This is a genomic window from Microbacterium sp. 4NA327F11 (assembly GCF_005503465.1).
In the GTDB taxonomy this organism is placed as follows: Bacteria; Actinomycetota; Actinomycetes; order Actinomycetales; family Microbacteriaceae; genus Microbacterium; species Microbacterium ginsengisoli.
The window spans coordinates 39,955-58,675 of sequence record NZ_SCOB01000007.1 but is presented as its reverse complement, the minus strand read 5'-3'; the positions used below and the strand labels follow the sequence as shown (position 1 = coordinate 58,675).

18 protein-coding genes are annotated in these 18,721 nt (G+C 68.8%); 12 read left to right on the top strand and 6 right to left on the bottom strand.

What is annotated here, in order from left to right:
* Positions 1-193 precede the first annotated feature (193 nt).
* Both FFS51_RS14645 and FFS51_RS06310 read right to left on the bottom strand, forming a co-directional pair.
* Entirely contained in the window at positions 194-1,156 is a 963-nt protein-coding gene (locus FFS51_RS14645; RefSeq protein WP_171006124.1) for a hypothetical protein, read from the bottom strand.
* 222 nt (positions 1,157-1,378) lie between these two features.
* On the bottom strand, positions 1,379-2,191 hold the full coding sequence (locus FFS51_RS06310; RefSeq protein WP_171006123.1) for a CPBP family intramembrane glutamic endopeptidase: 813 nt from the start codon (positions 2,189-2,191) through the stop codon (positions 1,379-1,381).
* Positions 2,192-2,434: 243 nt separating this feature from the next.
* On the opposite strand from FFS51_RS06310, the gene FFS51_RS06305 reads away from it, so the two are divergent.
* From FFS51_RS06305 to FFS51_RS06295, 3 genes are all read left to right on the top strand, one after another.
* Positions 2,435-4,201, top strand: a complete 1,767-nt coding sequence (locus FFS51_RS06305; RefSeq protein WP_045246954.1) for an ABC transporter family substrate-binding protein — start codon at positions 2,435-2,437, stop codon at positions 4,199-4,201.
* Positions 4,202-4,402: 201 nt separating this feature from the next.
* Positions 4,403-5,860, top strand: coding sequence for an ABC transporter permease (locus tag FFS51_RS06300; RefSeq protein WP_249352668.1), 1,458 nt, complete (start codon positions 4,403-4,405; stop codon positions 5,858-5,860).
* A complete protein-coding gene (locus tag FFS51_RS06295) occupies positions 5,860-6,870 on the top strand; it encodes an ABC transporter permease (RefSeq protein ID WP_045246956.1) in 1,011 nt (336 codons plus the stop codon). Before FFS51_RS06300 ends, FFS51_RS06295 begins: the two co-directional genes overlap by 1 nt.
* Positions 6,871-6,875: 5 nt before the next feature.
* Here the strand turns inward: FFS51_RS06295 and FFS51_RS06290 are convergent, their stop codons facing one another.
* Positions 6,876-7,502: a PH domain-containing protein gene (locus tag FFS51_RS06290; protein ID WP_249352667.1), complete on the bottom strand. Its 627-nt coding sequence runs from the start codon at positions 7,500-7,502 to the stop codon at positions 6,876-6,878.
* Positions 7,503-7,579: 77 nt separating this feature from the next.
* Between FFS51_RS06290 and FFS51_RS06285 the strand changes: the two genes are divergently transcribed.
* A complete protein-coding gene (locus tag FFS51_RS06285; protein ID WP_137877796.1) occupies positions 7,580-9,340 on the top strand; it encodes an ABC transporter ATP-binding protein in 1,761 nt (586 codons plus the stop codon).
* 87 nt (positions 9,341-9,427) lie between these two features.
* A complete protein-coding gene (typA, locus tag FFS51_RS06280; RefSeq protein ID WP_137877795.1) occupies positions 9,428-11,338 on the top strand; it encodes a translational GTPase TypA in 1,911 nt (636 codons plus the stop codon).
* Positions 11,339-11,356: 18 nt separating this feature from the next.
* Here typA and FFS51_RS06275 read toward each other — a convergent pair whose 3' ends face one another.
* The gene (locus FFS51_RS06275) at positions 11,357-11,707 is read right to left on the bottom strand and encodes a DUF2200 domain-containing protein (protein ID WP_045246960.1); all 351 of its coding nucleotides are present in this window, start codon (positions 11,705-11,707) and stop codon (positions 11,357-11,359) included.
* Between the two features lie 57 nt (positions 11,708-11,764).
* Here FFS51_RS06275 and FFS51_RS06270 point away from each other — a divergent pair, with 57 nt between their 5' ends.
* The 7 genes from FFS51_RS06270 (at position 11,765) to ddaH (ending at position 16,870) form a co-directional block, all read left to right on the top strand.
* Positions 11,765-12,499, top strand: a complete 735-nt coding sequence (locus FFS51_RS06270) for an AzlC family ABC transporter permease (RefSeq protein WP_137877794.1) — start codon at positions 11,765-11,767, stop codon at positions 12,497-12,499.
* Positions 12,496-12,810, top strand: coding sequence for an AzlD domain-containing protein (locus FFS51_RS06265; protein ID WP_137877793.1), 315 nt, complete (start codon positions 12,496-12,498; stop codon positions 12,808-12,810). Before FFS51_RS06270 ends, FFS51_RS06265 begins: the two co-directional genes overlap by 4 nt.
* Positions 12,811-12,819: 9 nt before the next feature.
* Positions 12,820-13,212, top strand: coding sequence for a DUF6113 family protein (locus tag FFS51_RS06260; RefSeq protein WP_171006122.1), 393 nt, complete (start codon positions 12,820-12,822; stop codon positions 13,210-13,212).
* 13 nt (positions 13,213-13,225) lie between these two features.
* Entirely contained in the window at positions 13,226-13,546 is a 321-nt protein-coding gene (gene fdxA, locus FFS51_RS06255) for a ferredoxin (protein WP_137877792.1), read from the top strand.
* 2 nt (positions 13,547-13,548) lie between these two features.
* A complete protein-coding gene (gene dapC, locus FFS51_RS06250) occupies positions 13,549-14,661 on the top strand; it encodes a succinyldiaminopimelate transaminase (RefSeq protein WP_137877791.1) in 1,113 nt (370 codons plus the stop codon).
* A gap of 147 nt (positions 14,662-14,808) precedes the next feature.
* Positions 14,809-16,104, top strand: a complete 1,296-nt coding sequence (locus FFS51_RS06245) for a citrate synthase (RefSeq protein WP_137877790.1) — start codon at positions 14,809-14,811, stop codon at positions 16,102-16,104.
* A 4-nt stretch (positions 16,105-16,108) separates the two neighbouring features.
* Positions 16,109-16,870: a dimethylargininase gene (gene ddaH / locus FFS51_RS06240; protein WP_045246965.1), complete on the top strand. Its 762-nt coding sequence runs from the start codon at positions 16,109-16,111 to the stop codon at positions 16,868-16,870.
* Here the strand turns inward: ddaH and ppk2 are convergent.
* Positions 16,839-17,681, bottom strand: a complete 843-nt coding sequence (gene ppk2, locus FFS51_RS06235) for a polyphosphate kinase 2 (protein ID WP_171006121.1) — start codon at positions 17,679-17,681, stop codon at positions 16,839-16,841. The two genes, ddaH and ppk2, sit on opposite strands and share 32 nt — an antisense overlap.
* Positions 17,682-17,765: 84 nt before the next feature.
* Positions 17,766-18,707 (bottom strand): 2,3,4,5-tetrahydropyridine-2,6-dicarboxylate N-succinyltransferase, encoded by a 942-nt coding sequence (gene dapD, locus FFS51_RS06230; RefSeq protein WP_137877789.1) that lies wholly within the window; start codon positions 18,705-18,707, stop codon positions 17,766-17,768.
* Between the last annotated feature and the right edge of the window lie 14 nt (positions 18,708-18,721).

Here is an 18,721-nt window from a genome sequence, read left to right as displayed (position 1 = left end):
CGTGGCCGCCGCCCGTCTGCTGCCGCCGCGCCGCCGTGGCCGCAGCGCCGCCGCTCTGCCGCAACCCATCCGCGCGAGAAGCCACGATGCGCGGCGCGCTGCCCCGCGCCCTCCGCGCAACGTGCCGTGTCGACGCCGTGAGGGCGGCCGGGCGCCCACCCCGCCCCGGTGGGCGCCCGGTCCGCGCGGGGCTCTAGGTCGAGCGCGGGTTGCGGCCCACGTCGGGGAGCAGCGACGGGCGTCGACGATCGGTGCGTGGCACACCGGCCTGCGCGAGGAGCCGCTCGAGACGGTGCGGATGGAGCGCATCCCGCCACTCCCATCGCACGACGGCGCGAAGCTGGCGTCGCAGGCGGTCCTCGCGTCGCTTCTCCGCGATGAATGCGGCCCGTGCGGCTCGCGGATCGTGGGTTGGGTACTTGTCCCACCCATCGAACTCCCCGGCGACCGACGCCCGTCGCCACAAGAAGTCCGTTCGATCGCGAGCACCCTCGCCCCGGAAGACGCACTGCAGCTCGGGTGCCTCGAACCCGAGCCAGGAGATCACGGCTCGACTGACCGACTCCCCGACGGACTCGCTGTTCGCGACCGCGAACCCCAACGCCCATTCCGCGCGGCGCCTCCCGTGGGCCGGTACGCGCGTCTCGAGGCGGTGCTGCAGTTCGTCACGCATCGTCGATGCTGCGGGGTGCGCGGCGATCGCGGCATCCATCACGGCGAGGCCGAACGCCGGGGGCAGCACGTGCGCGAGGTCGATGGATGTGTCGGCCGCGTCGACGACGGCGATCGTACCGCCCGCGTCGACGCGCCGGGCAGTCGCGCTGGTGTGCACGGTGACATCGCCGAACGAGGTGGATCGACGCAGCCCGGGAGCGAAGGCATGGATGCGGCGCGGCTCGCCGAACAACGGGAGTCCGAGGAGTGCCGCCGCGGACTCCATGCAGAACACGGTGTTCGGGCGTATCGCCGCCAGGGCGTGCACGCGCGTGAGGTAGCGCTCACGGGCGGCCAGGCGGTCCCACTCATGTTGAGGGGCGTAGACGCCGCGTCGGACGCGGTGATACCCGGGGAGGTCGCGCGGACGCCTGACCGGAGCATCGTCGTCGGCGATCTCGAGGGGGACCGGCGAGGGGACGAGGATCGCAGTGACGCTCATCCCGCCAGCCTCCCCGCCGCGCCGCCCGATCGACCGTGCATCCCCTCACACCGGTGCACAGTGATCGCATTCGCCGCGCGGTGGAGGGAACGTCACGACGTGCCCGCTCCCGCAGCCGTGGGACGGAGCGTTCCGCGACGCACGGTCGGCCGTAGGTCGCGCGTCGTGCCTTCCGGCTCACTTGTGCACCGGCGCCTCGGCGCACCGGTGCACCGCGGCGGCTCAGCCGAAGACGCCCGGCCAGAGCGAGACGGCGAGCGGATATCCGATGAACGCGACGACGTCGATGAGGGTGTGGGCGATCACCAACGGCATCACCCGGCCCCAGCGGCGATAGCACCAGCCGAAGACGACCCCCATCACCGCGTTGCCGATGATCGCGGGAACGCCCTGATACGCGTGGTAGAGCCCTCGCAGACCCGCTGCGGTGAGGATGATCGCCCACCACGACCAGCCGAGCCGCCGCAGCCTGTCGAAGAGGTAGCCGTTGAACACGACCTCCTCGAGCACGCCGGCGCGCAGCGCCGCGAGCAGGAGGAGCGGGACGGTGTACCACGCGGCATCCAGGGGCGACGCCTGCACCTGAAGGGTCAGCCCGAGCAGTCGACCGACCACGTAGAGCCCGAGCCCTGGCACGCCGATGACCGCGGCGAGAAGCGCCGCACGATCCAGGTCGCCGCCGAATCGGCGGAAGTCGAGCCCGATGCGTCGCAGCGCGCTGTCGCCCGCGCTCCACAGCAGGTAGACGACCAGCGCGATCAGCACGAAGCTGAAGAACACATCGAGGAACTGGTAGAGGATGTCCCAGAACGCCGCAGCGTCCTGCGTGGGGTTCAGCTGCGTCTGCGCGTCGCCGACCGTCTGGCCGCGAGACATCGTCTCGATCGTCGTGCGCACGATCGACAGCACCGAGTACAGGGCCGACTGGCCGACGCTGACGCCGAGGACGAGCCAGACCTCCCAGCGCAGCCGGGTGCGGTCGAAGCCCACGGCCCGCGGGCGCTCGGCGGGAAAGGGACGCGTCGTCTCGGTCACCCCGGCATCGTTTCACGGGATGCCGCTTCCGCCGTGATGCGCAGGTAAAAGGCGCATCGGCCCGCTCTGCACCCCGACTGTGCAGATTGCGCATCGCACCGTCATTCGCGTTAAGGGTATGTAACGGTTTCCGGTCCGGCTTTGAACAGGCGGATGGCCGTGCTTAGGGTTTCCGTATCTGCGCCATGCGAAGTTTTCGGACTTCGTGTGGGGCCACATCCCTTCTCATAAGGAGTCACCAAGTTGAAGAAGTCACGTCTCGGAGTGGTGATCGCGGCAGCAGCCGCGGGTGCCCTCCTGCTGGCGGGCTGCACCACGAGCGGCACCACCACCAAGCCCCGCTCGGGCGGCACCGTCACTGAGGCCATCGTCAACGACCTCACCTCGCTGAACTACAACACGCCGCAGGGCAACCTGGACACGAACGGTCAGTACGCGTACTTGACCAGTGCGGCGTTCCAGTACCCCGACAACAACTTCAACGTCGTGGCGAACACCGACATCGGCACGTACGAGAAGACCTCGGACAGCCCGCTGACGGTCAAGTACACCCTCAAGTCGGGTGCGAAGTGGTCGGATGGCCAGCCCATCACCGCAGATGACATGGTCCTCGCCTGGGCGATCGCCTCGGGTCACTACGACGACGCCACGTTCGACGCCGACGGCAACGTCACCAAGGGCACGCAGTACTTCGCCATCGCCGGTTCGACCGCGGGAATCAACAGCACCGCGTTCCCGACCGTGGGCGACAACAACACCTCGATTACGCTCGTCTACAGCCAGCCCTACGTCGACTGGAACCTCTTCTCGCCGATCGCGCAGCCCGCGCACATCGTCGCGAAGAAGGCCGGTCTCTCGTCGGCTGCCGACCTGACGAAGCTCCTCCAGGGCCTGCCCGCAGGTAACCCGTCGAGCCCGGTCGCCCCGAATGCGACCCTCGAGGCCGCGGCGAAGTTCATCAACACCGGCTACGACATCACGTCGTTCCCGACCGACTCCGACCTCCTCGTGTCGAGCGGCCCCTGGGTGCTCTCCGCGTGGACTCCGGGACAGTCGCTCGAGTTCTCGCTGAACCCGTACTACGACGGCAACCTGAAGCCGCAGATCGACAAGCTCGTGATGCGCGTCATCCCCGACGCCGCCGCACAGGTGACCGCCCTCCAGAACGGCGAGGTCGACATCGTCTACCCCCAGGCATCGGCCGACACCAAGAAGTCCCTCGAGGCCGTCACCGGCGCCACCGTGCTCACGGGTGACCAGGTCTCGTACGACCACCTCGACCTGAACTTCAAGTCGTCGGTGTTCAGCGACCCGACCGTGCGCCAGGCGTTCCTGCTCACGATCCCGCGCCAGCAGATCGTCGACGCGATCGTGAAGCCGGTCAACCCCGACGCGAAGCCGCTCGACTCGCAGATCTGGCTCCCGAACCAGTCGCAGTATGCGACCTCGGTTGCACAGAACGGCTCGTCCGCCTACGACTCGGTCGACATCGAGAAGGCCAAGAGCCTGCTCGCCGGCAAGACCCCGACCGTGAAGATCCTCTACAACTCGAAGAACCCCAACCGCGTCGACGAGTTCCAGGCGATCCAGGCGTCGGCCAAGCAGGCCGGTTTCAACGTCGTCGACGGCGGTGACCCGAAGTGGTCGTCGCTGCTCGCCGGTGGCAACTACGACGCGTCGCTGTTCGGGTGGATCAGCCCGGGTGTGGGCACCGCCCAGATCCCGCAGCTGTTCACCAGCCAGGGTGGCGGCAACTACAACGGCTTCACCGCCGCGAACGACCTCGCCACGCAGACCCAGACGACGCTTGACCCCGCCAAGCTGACCGATCTGGAGATGCAGATCGACAAGATCGCCTTCGAGCAGGGCTACGGCCTCCCGCTCTTCCAGGCCGCCGGTATCTACGGCGTCTCCAGCAAGGTTCAGGGTGTCAAGTACATGGGCAACCAGACCGGACCGATCTGGAACTTCTGGGAGTGGTCGGTGCAGACGAGCACCAGCTCCAAGTAAGGTCATGATGCTGGGGGTGGCGTCCGATCAGGGCGCCACCCCCAACTTCTGTCAGTGATCACCGACGCGGGGTGAGCCGGAAGATCCCGGCGAGCTCCGCGCGTGAGCGAGGAAAAACACACATTGGTCGGATTCATCCTCAGAAGAATCGGCGTTTCCGTTCTGATTCTCGTCGCGGCGTCGTTCGTGATGTTCAACCTGGTGGCGTTGTCCACCGATCCCCTCGAAGACCTGCGCACCTCGATCCTCCCAAACAAGGAGCAGTTGATCCAGGCGCGCATCCAGATCGGCAATCTCGATGTCCCGCCGCCGCTGCGCTGGTTCATCTGGATCGGTGGGGCCGCCAAGTGCCTCGTCCCCTTCGCCGGGCAGTGCAGCCTTGGCCAGACGTTCCAGGGGGCGCAGGTCACCGACCTGCTGCCGACCGCCATGCTCTCGACCGTGCAGATGGTCACCGCGGCACTGATTCTCGCGATCCTCTTCGGCATCGCGACCGGCATCCTGTCGGCCATCCGTGAGAACAGCGGTTTCGACATCACGTTCACCGTCATCAGCCTGTTCCTGTACTCGCTCCCGTCGTTCCTCGCAGCAACGATGCTCAAGAGCTTCGTCGCGATCGGGTACAACAACTTCCTGGCCTCACCAGAGGTGCCGATCTGGCTCTCGATCGTGATCGGGCTGGTGCTCGCGCTGATCATCCAGGCGGTCGTCGGCGGCGAGATGCGTCGGCGCCTCATCACGACGGCGTCCGCCTTCGTGGTCTCCGCCGGCCTCCTGATCTACATGAGCGCGACCGATTGGTTCGCCCAGCCCGCCATCGGCCCCGTCGGCATCATCGTGCTGAGCCTCGGCATCGCGGCCGCGGTCGCGGCGATCCTCGCCGGCATCTACAACCGCCGAGGACTCATCACAGCCGGCATCGTGGCGGTCATCGGCATCGCGTCGTACTTCGCCGTGCAGCCGCTGCTGGATGTCTCGACCGTTGGCACCATCGCGATCCTGGCGATCGCTGCGCTCGTCGTCGGTGCGCTCGTCGGCTTCCTCGTCGGCGGCGACGATCGTGGACAGAACATCCGCATCGGCATTCTCGTGGCGTTCTTCATCGGGTTCCTGATCATCATCGATCGGCTCATGCAGTCCTTCCCGGGCTACATGTTCGACATGAACGGCCGCCCGATCGCGACGGTCGGCTCGTCGACTCCCGGATATGATCCCGGCAACATGTGGCGGTCCGCGCTGGACACCTTCTTCCATCTGCTGCTGCCGACGGTCTCGCTGCTGACGATCTCGTTCGCGGGTTACACGCGCTACGCGCGCGCCGGAATGATCGAGGTGCTCGGGCAGGACTACGTGCGCACGGCCCGGGCGAAGGGCATGCCCGAGCGGGTCGTCGTGGTGCGCCACGCCTTCCGCAACGTGCTCATCCCGATCACGACGCTGGTCGCGACCGACCTCGGCGCCCTGCTCGGCGGCGCGATCATCACCGAGTACATCTTCGGCATCCCCGGCATGGGCGCGCTCTTCCAGAACTCGCTCGGTCGCGGTGACGTCTACCCGGTCATGGGCTACTTCCTCGTGATCGCCTTCATGGCCATCCTGTTCAACTTCCTCGCCGATCTCAGTTATGCGGCACTCGACCCGAGAGTGAGGGTCCGCTGATGTCCACCTCTCTGCCCAGTTCGGTCGACACGGTCGACCACCGCTCCGTCAGTCAGGGGCGCCTGATCCTGCGTCGGTTCCTGCGCAACCCCGCCGGCGTCGTCTCGCTGGTCGTGCTTCTCGCCATCGTGGTGTTCGCCACCACGGCGATCGGCGTCGGACCGATCCACGGGTGGTGGAAGTGGAACTTCACCGACCCCGACCCGAACATCGCCATCGATGGCGCACCCACCCTGCAGCTGTGGCCGTTCTCGTTCGGCGACCACCCGTTCGGACAGGACCGCATCGGTCGCGACTACTTCGCGATGGTGATGCGCGGCATCCAGAACTCGTTCGTCGTGATGATCCTCATCACGGGGATCGCGGTCGTGCTCGGCGTGATCGTCGGCGCGATCGCGGGCTACTACCGCGGCTGGGTGGATGCGGTGCTCATGCGCATCACGGATGTCTTCATCGTCATCCCCGCCATCGTGCTCGCCGCGGTCGTCGGAAACTACGCGGGCGCTGTCGGCGTGTGGATCCTCGGCGTCATGCTCGGCGCCGTGAGCTGGATGGTCATCGCCCGTCTCGTGCGCGGTGAGTTCCTCTCGCTGCGCGAGCGCGAGTTCGTCGAGGCGGCTCGGGTTGCCGGGGCATCCGACGCCCGCATCATCTTCCGTCACATCCTGCCCAACGCGACCGGTGTCATCATCGTCTCGGCGTCGCTGCTGGCCGCGGCCGCCATCCTGCTCGAGTCGGCGATCTCGCTGCTCGGCTACGGCATCCGCTCTCCTGATGTGTCGCTCGGTCTGCTCATCGGGGCGAACCAGTCGGCGTTCGCGGTGCGGCCGTGGCTGTTCTGGTGGCCGGCGTTCTTCATCGTGGCGCTCGCGCTGTCGGCGAACATCTTCGGCGATGCCCTGCGGGAGGCCTTCGACCCGCGCAGCCGTCGGTTCTCGCGGCGTCGCACCAAGGAGGCCCCGGTGCAGGACGTGCCCGCCGAGGTCGAGGCCGAGGTCGAGCTGAGGTGATCCGTTCAGGCCAGAGCGATCGCGGGCAGGCTCGCGGTGAGCAGCGCCACGACGGTCGCCAGGCTCGCCAGGTGAATGCGTACTCGCGCGCGCTGTGCGTCGGCCTGGCCGAGCGGGATCCGTTCCGCTTCGGCCAGGCGCATCCAGCGGTCGCGCACGATCACCGCGAGGTCGCCCGAGTCGGTCCCGAGCGCCGACGACGCGCGTCGTCCGCCGTCGCGATCGGCCGGTCCGATCGCCGGGTGGGCGCTGGCGGCGCCGGTGATCGGACGAGTGAGGGGTCCCGGCGCCGGAGCGGCTGCGGCGCGGTAGCGACGCTGCGGGGTGACGAGGGTCAGCGCGAAGCGCGTGTCGACATCGATCAGGCTGCTCCAGGCGACCGTCACGGTGTGGAACGGGTTCACGAGGGTGACATCCGCGTCCGTCACGACCACCCGCGGGCGCCAGAAGAGTTCCCACACCAGCAGCGCGAGCAGCGCGACCGGCACGAGCGCCCACAGGCGATGGGGCTCCCCGAGCGCGATCGCGTAGCCGACGGCTGTCGCCCCTCCCAGTCCGATGAGGGCCCAGCCGCTCACCGACAGCACGATGCTCGTGGTCGGTCGGAATACCAGGGTGTCGCGCTCATCCACAGCTTCATCCTCCCATCCGCGTCGGCGACCGAACCGGGTCGCCACGACGCCACCGAGATCCCGGAAGGATCCGCATCATGAACGCCACGACGCACAGCTTCACCCCCGGCGAGGTGGTCCTCGAGGTCAACGACCTCTCGGTGGACTTCGGCGTCGACGGGGTCTGGGTGCCCGCGGCCAAGAAGGTCTCGTACAAGGTCGCCACCGGAGAGGTGCTCGCCATCGTCGGCGAGTCCGGCTCCGGCAAGAGCGTGAGCTCGATGGCGCTGCTCGGCCTCCTGCCCAACAACTCTCGAGTGGCGGGAAGCGCGAAGCTGCGCGGCCGCGAGATCGTGGGGCTGCGCCCCAGCCAGCTGCAGCAGGTGCGCGGGCGTCAGGTCGCGATGATCTTCCAGGAGCCGATGACGGCGCTGAACCCGGTTCTCACCGTCGGCTCGCAGATCGTCGAGACGCTGCGCCAGCACTTCCACCTGTCGCCGTCGGAGGCCCGCACCCGCGCTGTCGAGCTGCTCACTCTCGTCGAGCTCCCCGACCCCGAGAAGGCCTTCGCCTCGTACCCCCACCAGCTCTCCGGCGGTCAGCGCCAGCGCGCCATGATCGCCCAGTCGATCTCGTGCGACCCGGTGCTGCTCATCGCGGACGAGCCGACGACGGCTCTCGACGTGACGGTGCAGGCGGAGATCCTCGAGCTCATGCGGTCGCTGCAGGAGCGCCTGGGCACCGCGATCCTGCTCATCACCCACGACATGGGAGTCGTCGCCGACATGGCCGACCGCATGATCGTGATGCGCTCGGGCGACGTCGTCGAGACCGGCACGGTCGCCGAGGTCTTCGCGGCCCCGAAGCATCCGTACACGCAGGCCCTCCTCGACGCGGTGCCGCGTCTGGGTGAAGGCTCGAGCGCATCGGAGGCCATCGACATCACGGCAACCCTCGAGGATGTCGACGCCGGCGATATCGACGCGGATGCCGCGGCCACCGACCCGCTTGTCGAGCGCGCTGTCGTCGTGAAGTTCGAGGATGTCGCGATCGAGTACCCGAAGCGCGGCCGCGTTCCTGCCTTCCGCGCCGCCGACAAGATCTCGCTCGAGATCCGCCAGGGCGAGGTGCTGGGTCTCGTGGGTGAGTCGGGCTCCGGGAAGACCACGATCGGCCGTGCCACGATCGGCCTGCTCCCGGTGCACTCCGGGCGGTTGACTGTCACCGGAGTCGACCTCTCCACGCCCACCCGCGACGCGATCCGCAAGGTGCACCACAACGTGGGCATCGTGTTCCAGGACCCGTCGAGCTCGCTCAATCCGCGAATGACGATCGGCGACTCCATCGCCGAGCCGATCCGACTCTCGCAGGGTCTCAAGGGCAAGGCTCTCGACACACGTGTGTCGCAGCTCCTCGACTCGGTGCGCCTGCCGCTGGCTTACTCGTCCCGGTTCCCGCACGAGCTCTCGGGCGGTCAGAAGCAGCGCGTGGGCATCGCGCGCGCCCTCGCGCTCGACCCGAAGCTGCTGGTCGCCGACGAGCCGACCAGTGCGCTGGATGTCTCGGTGCAGGCGACGGTGCTCGAGCTGCTGCGCGAGCTGCAGCGCGAGAAGGGCTTCGCGTGCCTCTTCGTCACGCACGACCTGGCTGTCATCGACGCCCTCGCCGACCGCATCGCGGTAATGCGTCGGGGCGAGATCGTCGAGGTCGGCACCCGTGAGCAGATCCTGCGCTACCCGCAGGAGGCGTACACGCAGCGCCTCCTGGCCGCGGTGCCGGTTCCCGACCCCGAGGTGCAGCACGCGCGTCGGGAGCTTCGTCTCGCAGCCCTCGGCCTCGACAACCCGGACGCGTCCTAAGCGCCTCAGGCGGCGTGGAGCCGCCAGACGGTAGGATGGGGGGCGGTCCGGATCCGGGCCGCCCCCCTCTTCGCAAGGAAACCCTTCATGGCGCACGCCCTCCGTCCCGACCTCCGCAACGTGGCCATCGTCGCGCACGTCGACCACGGCAAGACGACGCTCGTGGATGCGATGCTCCGTCAGACCGGATCGTTCGGCGAGCACGCGCACGTCGAAGAGCGCGCGATGGACTCGAACGACCTCGAGCGCGAGAAGGGAATCACGATCCTCGCGAAGAACACCGCGATCACTTACAACGGCATCCACACCGAAGAGCCGGTCACGATCAACGTGATCGACACCCCCGGCCACGCCGACTTCGGCGGTGAGGTCGAGCGCGGACTGTCGATGGTCGACGGCGTGGTGCTGCTGGTCGATGCGAGTGAGGGACCGCTGCCCCAGACGCGCTTCGTGCTGCGCAAGGCCCTCGAGGCGAAGCTGCCGGTCATCCTGCTCGTCAACAAGACCGACCGACCCGATGCCCGCATCGCCGAGGTGGAGGGGGAGAGTCACGACCTTCTCCTCGGACTCGCGAGCGACCTCGTCGACGATGTGCCCGATCTCGATGTCGACGCGCTGTTAGACGTGCCGGTGGTCTACGCGTCGGGTCGTGCGGGTGCGGCATCCCAGAATCGTCCCGCCAACGGCGAGCTTCCCGACAACGACGACCTCGAGCCGCTGTTCGCCGCGATCCTCGAGCACGTGCCGGCGCCGTCGTACGACGACGAGGCGCCGCTGCAGGCCTGGGTCACCAACCTCGACTCGAGCCCGTTCCTCGGCCGTCTCGCGCTCCTGCGCGTGTTCAACGGCACGCTCAAGAAGGGGCAGACGGTCGCCTGGGTCCGTCACGACGGCACGCACTCCAACGCCCGCATCACCGAGCTGCTGAAGACGAAGGCGCTCGAGCGCTTCCCGGCGGAGTCCGCCGGCCCCGGTGACATCGTCGCGATCGCGGGCATCGAGGAGATCACGATCGGCGAGACGATCGCCGACCCCGAGGATGTGCGCCCGCTGCCGGCCATCACGGTCGATGACCCCGCCATCTCGATGACGATCGGCACCAACACCTCGCCCCTCGTCGGCAAGGTGAAGGGCCACAAGCTCACGGCCCGCATGGTCAAGGACCGCCTCGACCGCGAGCTCATCGGAAACGTGTCGCTCAAGGTCGTCGACATCGGCCGGCCGGATGCCTGGGAGGTGCAGGGCCGCGGCGAGCTCGCGCTCGCGATCCTCGTGGAGAACATGCGTCGCGAGGGCTTCGAGCTCACGGTGGGCAAGCCTCAGGTGGTCACGCGCAAGATCGATGGCACGGTGCACGAGCCGTTCGAGCACCTCACGATCGACGCGCCGGAGGAGTACCTCGGCGCGATCACGCAGCTTCTCGCGGCCCGCAAGGGACGCATGGAGACGATGACGAACCACGGCACCGGGTGGGTGCGCATGGAGTTCGTCGTGCCGTCCCGCGGCCTGATCGGATTCCGCACCGAGTTCCTGACGACGACCCGCGGCACGGGCATCGCCAACGCGATCTCGCACGGCTACGAGCCGTGGGCGGGTCACATCGTGACGCGTCAGAACGGCTCGATCGTCGCCGACCGTGCGGGCGTCGTCACGCCGTTCGCGATCATCGCGCTGCAGGAGCGCATGAGCTTCTTCGTGCTGCCGCAGGACGAGGTCTACGAGGGCATGGTCATCGGCGAGAACTCGCGCAGCGACGACATGGACGTCAACATCACCAAGGAGAAGAAGCTCACCAATATGCGCTCCTCCACGGCCGACACGTTCGAGTCGATGACGCCGCCGCGCACGCTCTCCCTCGAGGAGAGCCTGGAGTTCGCCCGCGACGACGAATGCGTCGAGGTCACGCCCGAGAAGGTGCGCATCCGCAAGGTCGTGCTGGACGCGACCGAGCGCGGTCGTGCCACAGCACGGCTGAAGCGCCAAGACGCGAACGCGTGAGTCGGTGCGGTCCGCGTCTCAGGATGCGGACCGCAGCACCTTCTCGAGCGCCTTTCCGCGGGCGAGCTCGTCGACGAGCTTGTCGAGGTACCGGATCTTCTGCATGAGGGGGTCCTCGATCGTCTCGACGCGAACGCCGCACACGACTCCGGTGATGAGTTCGACCTCGTCGGGCAGCCGGGCGTCGTCGAAGAACTCGCGGAATGTGGCGCCTCCGGTCAGTCGAGTTGCGAGGGCGTCGTCGTCGAATCCGGTCAACCAGGTCGTGACGGCATCGAGCTCCTCCCGGGTGCGTCCCTTCCGTTCGAGCTTCGCCTGATACAAGGGGTAGACCGACGCGACAGTGGTATCGAAGATCCGGTGCTCCATGTCGGGAAGGGTAGCTGTATGCCCGGCCGCGCGCACCCGCGCCGATAGGCTCGGCGGGTGCCCGACCCCGATGCATCCGCGCTCGAGCATCGGCGCGCATGGCGGCAGGGGCTCGCGGTCGCACTCGCCACGAGCGCGTACGGCGTCTCGTTCGGAGCGCTCGCGACGGCATCGGGACTCGACATCTGGCAGACGTGCGTGCTGAGCCTGCTCATGTTCACCGGAGGGTCGCAGTTCGCGTTCATCGGCGTGATCGCCGCCGGCGGGCTCGCCGCGGCGCCCGCCGCGATCGCTTCTTCTGCACTACTGGGCGTGCGCAACATCGCCTATGGCATGCGCATGGCTCCCGTCATCGGGGGGGCGCTGCGTCGACGTCTCGCTGCGGCGCCGTTCACGATCGACGAGTCGACGGCGGTCGCTCTCGCACAGGATGCGCCGCGGGCGCGCCGCGTGGGGTTCTGGGTGACGGGAGTGGGCATCTACGTCGGCTGGAACCTGTCGACTCTTCTGGGAGCCCTGTTCGGCGACGTGCTGGGTGATCCGCGCGCCTGGGGGCTGGATGCGGCGGCCGCCGCGGCGTTCCTCGCGCTGTTGTGGCCGCGACTGCGCGGTGCGCAGCCCATCGCCGTGGGGATCGCGGCTGCCGTTGTGGCGGTCGTGCTCACACCCGCGCTCCTGCCGGGGCTGCCCGTGATCCTCGCCGCGGTCGTCGCCCTCGTCGTCGGCTGGTTCGACGTCGGCGGTCGGCGCGCTCGCGGGCCGGGTGCATCCGCGGGGGAGGCCGTGCGATGACCCTCTGGAGCGCCCTGCTGCTGGCCGCCGTGCTGTGCGTCGCCCTCAAGGTCGTGGGCTATCTCGTGCCGCCGTCGCTCCTCGAGGCGCCCCGGCCGTTGCGCATCGCGGACCTTCTCACGGTCGCGTTGCTGGCGGCGCTCGTCGGTGTGCAGACGTTCGCCAGCGGGCAGGCCCTGCACGTGGATGCGCGTCTTCCGGCCGTGCTGGTCGCGGCAGGGCTGTTGGCCCTGCGGGCGCCCTTCCTCGTGGTGGTGGTGGTGGCGGCCGTCGTGGCGGCCGCGCTGCGGGCACTCGGGTGGGCCGCGTAGCATCGAGGCGTGACCCTGCTGCAGCGCCTCGGCGCATACGTGCTCGCCCTTGCGATCGGGCTGTTCTACGGTGCGGCGGGTTCGTTCGCGCATTCGATCGTCGTCGGAGGCTGGCTGCCGCTCGGGCTCATCGTCGCACTCATCGGCTCCACGGCGCTGCTGCTCGCGCTCCGGCTGCTGTCGGGTGACCGGTGGGCGGTGCTCGCGGCCGCCCTGGGCATGATGGGGGCGACCTGGGTGCTGGCCCAGACGTCGGCGGGAGGATCGATCATCTTCAGTCAGCTGCATCCCGTGCTGGCGAACGTCTGGATGATCGTGGTGCCGCTCGTGGCCGCCGTCATCGTCGCCTGGCCGGACCTCTCCCGGGCTCGGCGCGCTCGGCAGCCGGTCACGCACCCCTGACTACACTGGACGGGTGACGTATGTGATCGCCCTCCCGTGCGTCGATGTGAAGGATCGTGCCTGCATCGACGAGTGCCCCGTTGACTGCATCTACGAGGGGGAGCGTTCGCTCTACATCCACCCCGACGAGTGCGTCGACTGCGGCGCGTGCGAGCCCGTCTGCCCGGTGGAGGCGATCTACTACGAAGACGACCTCCCCGAAGAGTGGCAGGACTACTACAAGGCGAACGTCGAGTTCTTCGACGAGATCGGTTCGCCGGGCGGCGCCGCGAAGGTCGGCGTGATCCCGAAGGACCACCCGGTCATCGCCGCCCTTCCGCCGCAGGGCCACTGACCGTGGGGGTCGCCGACCTCGCCGACTACCCGTGGGACGCGGTGATCCCGTTCGCCGAGACCGCGCGGCGGCATCCCGATGGCATCGTCGACCTCTCGGTCGGGTCTCCCGTCGACGCGACGCCCGAGGTCGTCGCCCGTGCGCTCGCCGACGCGACCGACGCTCACGGTTATCCGCAGACGATCGGCACGGCGCCGCTGCGCGAAGCGATCGTCGACTGGTTTGCGCGACGTCGGGGCGTCCCCGGGCTGGATGTCTCGCAGGTGCTCCCCACGATCGGCTCGAAGGAGCTGGTCGCTCTGCTGCCGCTGCTGCTCGGCCTTCAATCGGGCGACGTCGTCGTCCATCCGCAGGCGGCGTACCCGACGTACGAGGTCGGTGCACGCCTGGTCGGCGCGACCGCCGTGGCGAGCGATGATCCCTCGGAATGGCCTGCGGGCACCCGACTGGTGTGGGTGAACTCGCCCGGCAACCCCGATGGTCGCGTGTGGGATGCGGCCGCCCTTCGCGCGGCCTACCTGCGCGCCCGTGAGCTCGGTGCGCTGCTGGTCGGCGACGAGTGCTACGCGGAGCTCGGCTGGGACGGCCGGTGGGCGAGCGAACCGGTGCCGTCCGTGCTCGATCCGTCGGTGACGGGCGGCGGGTTCGAGGGCGTGCTGTCGGTCTACTCGCTCAGCAAGCAGTCGAATCTCGCGGGCTATCGCGCGGCTTTCCTCGCGGGCGACGCGGACGTGGTCGCCCGCCTCGTGACCGCCCGCAAGCACCTCGGTCTGCTCGTGCCCGCGCCCGTGCAGCGGGCGATGGCGGCGGCCCTCGGCGACGACGCGCACGTGGCCGAGCAGAAGCATCGCTACCGGGTGCGACGCGACATCCTGAAGCCGGCCATCGAGGCCGCGGGGTTCCGCATCGACGGCAGCGAGGCCGGTCTGTACCTCTGGGCGACCGAGGGACGTGACGCGTGGGAGAGCCTCGGGCGCCTCGCGGAGCTCGGGATCCTGGTGGGTCCGGGACACTTCTACGGCCCGCATTTCCCGCAGCATGTGCGGTTCTCGCTCACGGCCACCGACGAGCGGATCGCGGCCGCAGCGAGCCGTCTGCGGGCGTCTTCGTCGTGATCCTCCACACGATCGCCCGGACCTTTGTGCGGTAACGGAGTTCCCTCCCCGCCCGGCTAGGCTGTAGTCGGTGTGCATCGAGGACCCGATGCGCATCCTGCCGCTCGGCGGCAACGACCTCGACGATTTCCCTCACGAGGAGGCGCGGTGAGCGACGAAGACACGCAGCAGCTGAAGGCGACCCTCACGGTCGGTGAGCGCACGGCGGAATTCCCCGTGCTGACGGGTACCGACGGCTACCCGAGCATCGACGTGTCGAGTCTGACCCGTCAGACCGGTCACACCGCCCTCGACTACGGCTTCGTCAACACCGCAGCCACCAAGTCCGCGATCACCTACATCGACGGCGATGCGGGCATCCTGCGGTACCGCGGGTACCCGATCGAGCAGCTCGCCCAGCACTCCACGTATCTGGAGGTGGCCTGGCTGCTCATCTACGGCGAGCTGCCGACCGCGGCGGAGCTCGAGGAGTTCGACGGACGCATCCGCCGTCACACCCTCCTCCACGAAGACCTGAAGCGCTTCTTCTCGGCGCTTCCGCACACGGCGCACCCGATGTCGGTGCTGTCGGCGGCGACCGCGGCCCTCTCGACGTACTACGAGAACGAGTCCGACCCGCACAACCCCGAGCACGTCGAGCTGAACACCATCCGCCTGCTCGCCAAGCTCCCCGTGATCGCGGCGTACGCCCACAAGAAGAGCGTCGGCCAGGCGTTCCTCTACCCCGACAACGCCCTCGGGTTCGTCGACAACTTCTTGAAGCTCAACTTCGGCGTGCTGAGCGAGCTGTACGACATCGATCCGGTTGTGACCCGCGCGCTCGAGCGCCTGCTGATCCTGCACGAGGACCACGAGCAGAACGCCTCGACCTCGACGGTGCGGCTCGTCGGCTCGACCGGCGCGAACCAGTTCTCGTCGATCTCGGCCGGCATCAACGCGCTGTACGGCCCGCTGCACGGCGGCGCTAACGAGGCCGTGCTGAAGATGCTCGGCCAGATCCGCGACTCCGGCGAGAGCGTCGAGCGCTTCGTCGAGCGGGTCAAGAACAAGGAGGACGGTGTGAAGCTCATGGGCTTCGGGCACCGCGTCTACAAGAACTACGACCCGCGGGCGAAGCTCGTCAAGGAGTCGGCGGACGAGGTGCTGCAGGCACTCGGCGTCAACGACCCGCTCCTCGACCTCGCGAAGCAGCTCGAGGAGATCGCGCTGAGCGACGACTACTTCAAGGAGCGTCGCCTGTACCCGAATGTCGACTTCTACACCGGCGTCATCTACAAGGCGATGGGTTTCCCGACCCGCATGTTCACCGTGCTGTTCGCGATCGGCCGCCTGCCCGGCTGGCTCGCCCACTGGCGCGAGATGAACACCGACCCGCAGACCAAGATCGGTCGCCCGCAGCAGCTCTACACGGGCTCGCCGGAGCGGTCGTACCCGGGCTTCTGACCGGATGCCGCGTCTCATCGTCCGTCCGCCGTCGAGCCGTCTGGCCGACGGCGAGCTGACCCACCTCGACCGCGTGCCGGTCGATGCCGCGCTGGCCCGTGCGCAGTGGGACGGTTACGTCGAGGCGTTCCGCTCGCGCGGATGGGAGATCCTCGAGGCCGAGGCCGCCGACGATCAGCCCGACGGCGTATTCGTGGAGGATGCGGTCATCGTCTTCGGCGACCTCGCCGTGCTCGCCCGGGCGGGCGCCGTCTCGCGCCGCGGGGAGCGGGACACGATCGCACGGGTGGTGGCGGCATCCGGTCTGGAGACGGTCGAGATCGTCGAACCGGGCACCCTCGACGGGGGCGACGTGCTGAAGGTCGGACGCACGGTCTACGTCGGTGCGTCCTCCCGCACGAACGCGGCCGGTATCGCCCAGCTCGCTGCCCTGCTCGATGCGCGTGGATGGACGGTCGTCACGCGCCCGGTCGAGCGGGTGCTGCACCTGAAGTCGGGGGTCACTGCACTTCCCGACGGCACGATCGTCGGCTACGAACCCCTCGTCGACGACCGCGAGGGCTACGCCGCGTTCGCGGCGGTGCCCGAGGAGCACGGCACCGCTGTCGTGGTGCTCGACGAGCGCACCGTGCTCATGTCGGCGGATGCGCCCCGCACCGCCGAGCTCTGGCGAGGGCGCGGACTCGACGTCGTCACGGTGCCGATCAGCGAGTTCGAGAAGCTCGAGGGATGCGTCACCTGTCTGTCGGTGCGGCTGCGCGACTGACGTGCGCGTGGTGATGCGCCTCGAGTGCCGCCGCGTAGTCGGGCACGAGCCCGGTCTCGTCGCGCAGCGGGCGCACGTACCCGCCCGACGCGGGGCGAGGAGGCACCTCGACCGGTGACGGATCGACGCGCTCGTAGGGGATGCGGGTGAGCAGATGGGTGATCATGTTGATCCGCCCGCGCCGCTTGTCCTCGTTGTCGACCTCGAACCACGGCGCCTCGGCGATGTCGGTGTGCACGAACATGGTGTCCTTCGCGCGGGAGTAGTCCTCCCAGCGGGTGATCGACAGCAGGTCGTTGGGGCTGAGCTTCCACCGCCGCATCGGATCGTTCGCCCGCGAGCGGAAGCGACGCTCCTGCTCGACGTCGGACACGCTGAACCAGTACTTCAGGAGCCGGATGCCGTCGTCGACCAGCATGCGTTCGAAGATCGGAGCCTGCTGCAGGAAGCGGTGGTACTCGGCATCCGTGCAGTAGCCCATCACCCGCTCGACGCCCGCCCGGTTGTACCAGGAGCGGTCCATGAGCACGATCTCGCCCGCGGCGGGGAGGTGGGCGATGTAGCGCTGGAAGTACCACTCGGTGCGCTGCCGCTCGGTGGGCGTCGGGAGGGCGACGATGCGCGTGACGCGAGGGTTGAGGTATTCGGCGACGCGTTTGATGGTCGATCCCTTGCCCGCGGCATCCCGGCCCTCGAAGATCACCACGATGCGGGCGCCGGTGTGCTGCACCCACGCCTCGAGGTCGACGAGCTGGGCCTGCAGGCGCGCGAGCTCGGTGCGGTACAGCTTCTTCGGCAGCGATGCGCTCATCCTCGGCCTCCTCGGTGCGGATGAGGCGACCCTACGCCGCGTCGCGACCTCGCCGCGGGAGCGCCCGCCGGGAGAATGCGCCCCTCAGGCGTGCAGGATCGCGTTGAGCGTCACGCCGACGCCGGTGCGCCGCACGGCCTCGACCGCGCCGGTGACGGAGTTGCGCCGGAAGAGCACCCCGTCGCTACCCGACAGCTGCGCGCCCTTCACGACGGGGCGTGCCCCCGCGGCATCCGCCGGCTCGTCGGCCAGCACGATCTTCGTGCCCGCCGTGACGTAGAGACCCGCCTCGACCACGCAGTCATCGCCGAGTGAGATGCCGATGCCCGAGTTGGCGCCGAGCAGCGTGCGTGCACCGATCGAGACGCGATGCGTGCCGCCGCCCGAGAGGGTTCCCATGATCGACGCGCCGCCGCCGATGTCGCTGCCGTCGCCGACGACGACGCCCTGCGAGATGCGGCCTTCGACCATCGAGGTGCCGAGAGTGCCGGCGTTGAAGTTCACGAAGCCCTCGTGCATCACTGTCGTGCCGGGGGAGAGGTAGGCGCCGAGACGCACGCGCGACGCGTCGGCGATGCGCACGCCGGGCGGGGTGACGTAGTCGAGCAGGCGGGGGAACTTGTCGAGGCCGGCGAGCTGGATGCCGGCGCGGACAAGGTGCGCCCGCCGCGCGGTGACGGCATCGGGATGCATCGGCCCGGCGTTCGTCCACGCGACGTTGGGGAGGTGGGCGAAGATGCCGTCGAGGTTCACCCCGTTGGGCTGCACCAGCCGGTGCGAGAGCGCGTGCAGCCGCAGGTACGCGTCCGCGGTGGAGGCGACGGGCGCGTCGAGGTCGATCTCGACCGACACGACGTCGATGCGCACCCCGCGGCGGTCGTCGGCGCCGGCGAGGGCGTCGAGGTCGCTCAGACCCGTGCCGGTGAGCCGACCCGACGCGGGCGACGGGTACCACGCATCGAGCACCGTGCCGTCATCCGCCGTCGTCTGCAGGCCGTGTCCGGACACCCATCGCTCATCGCTCATGTGCTCCAGGCTAT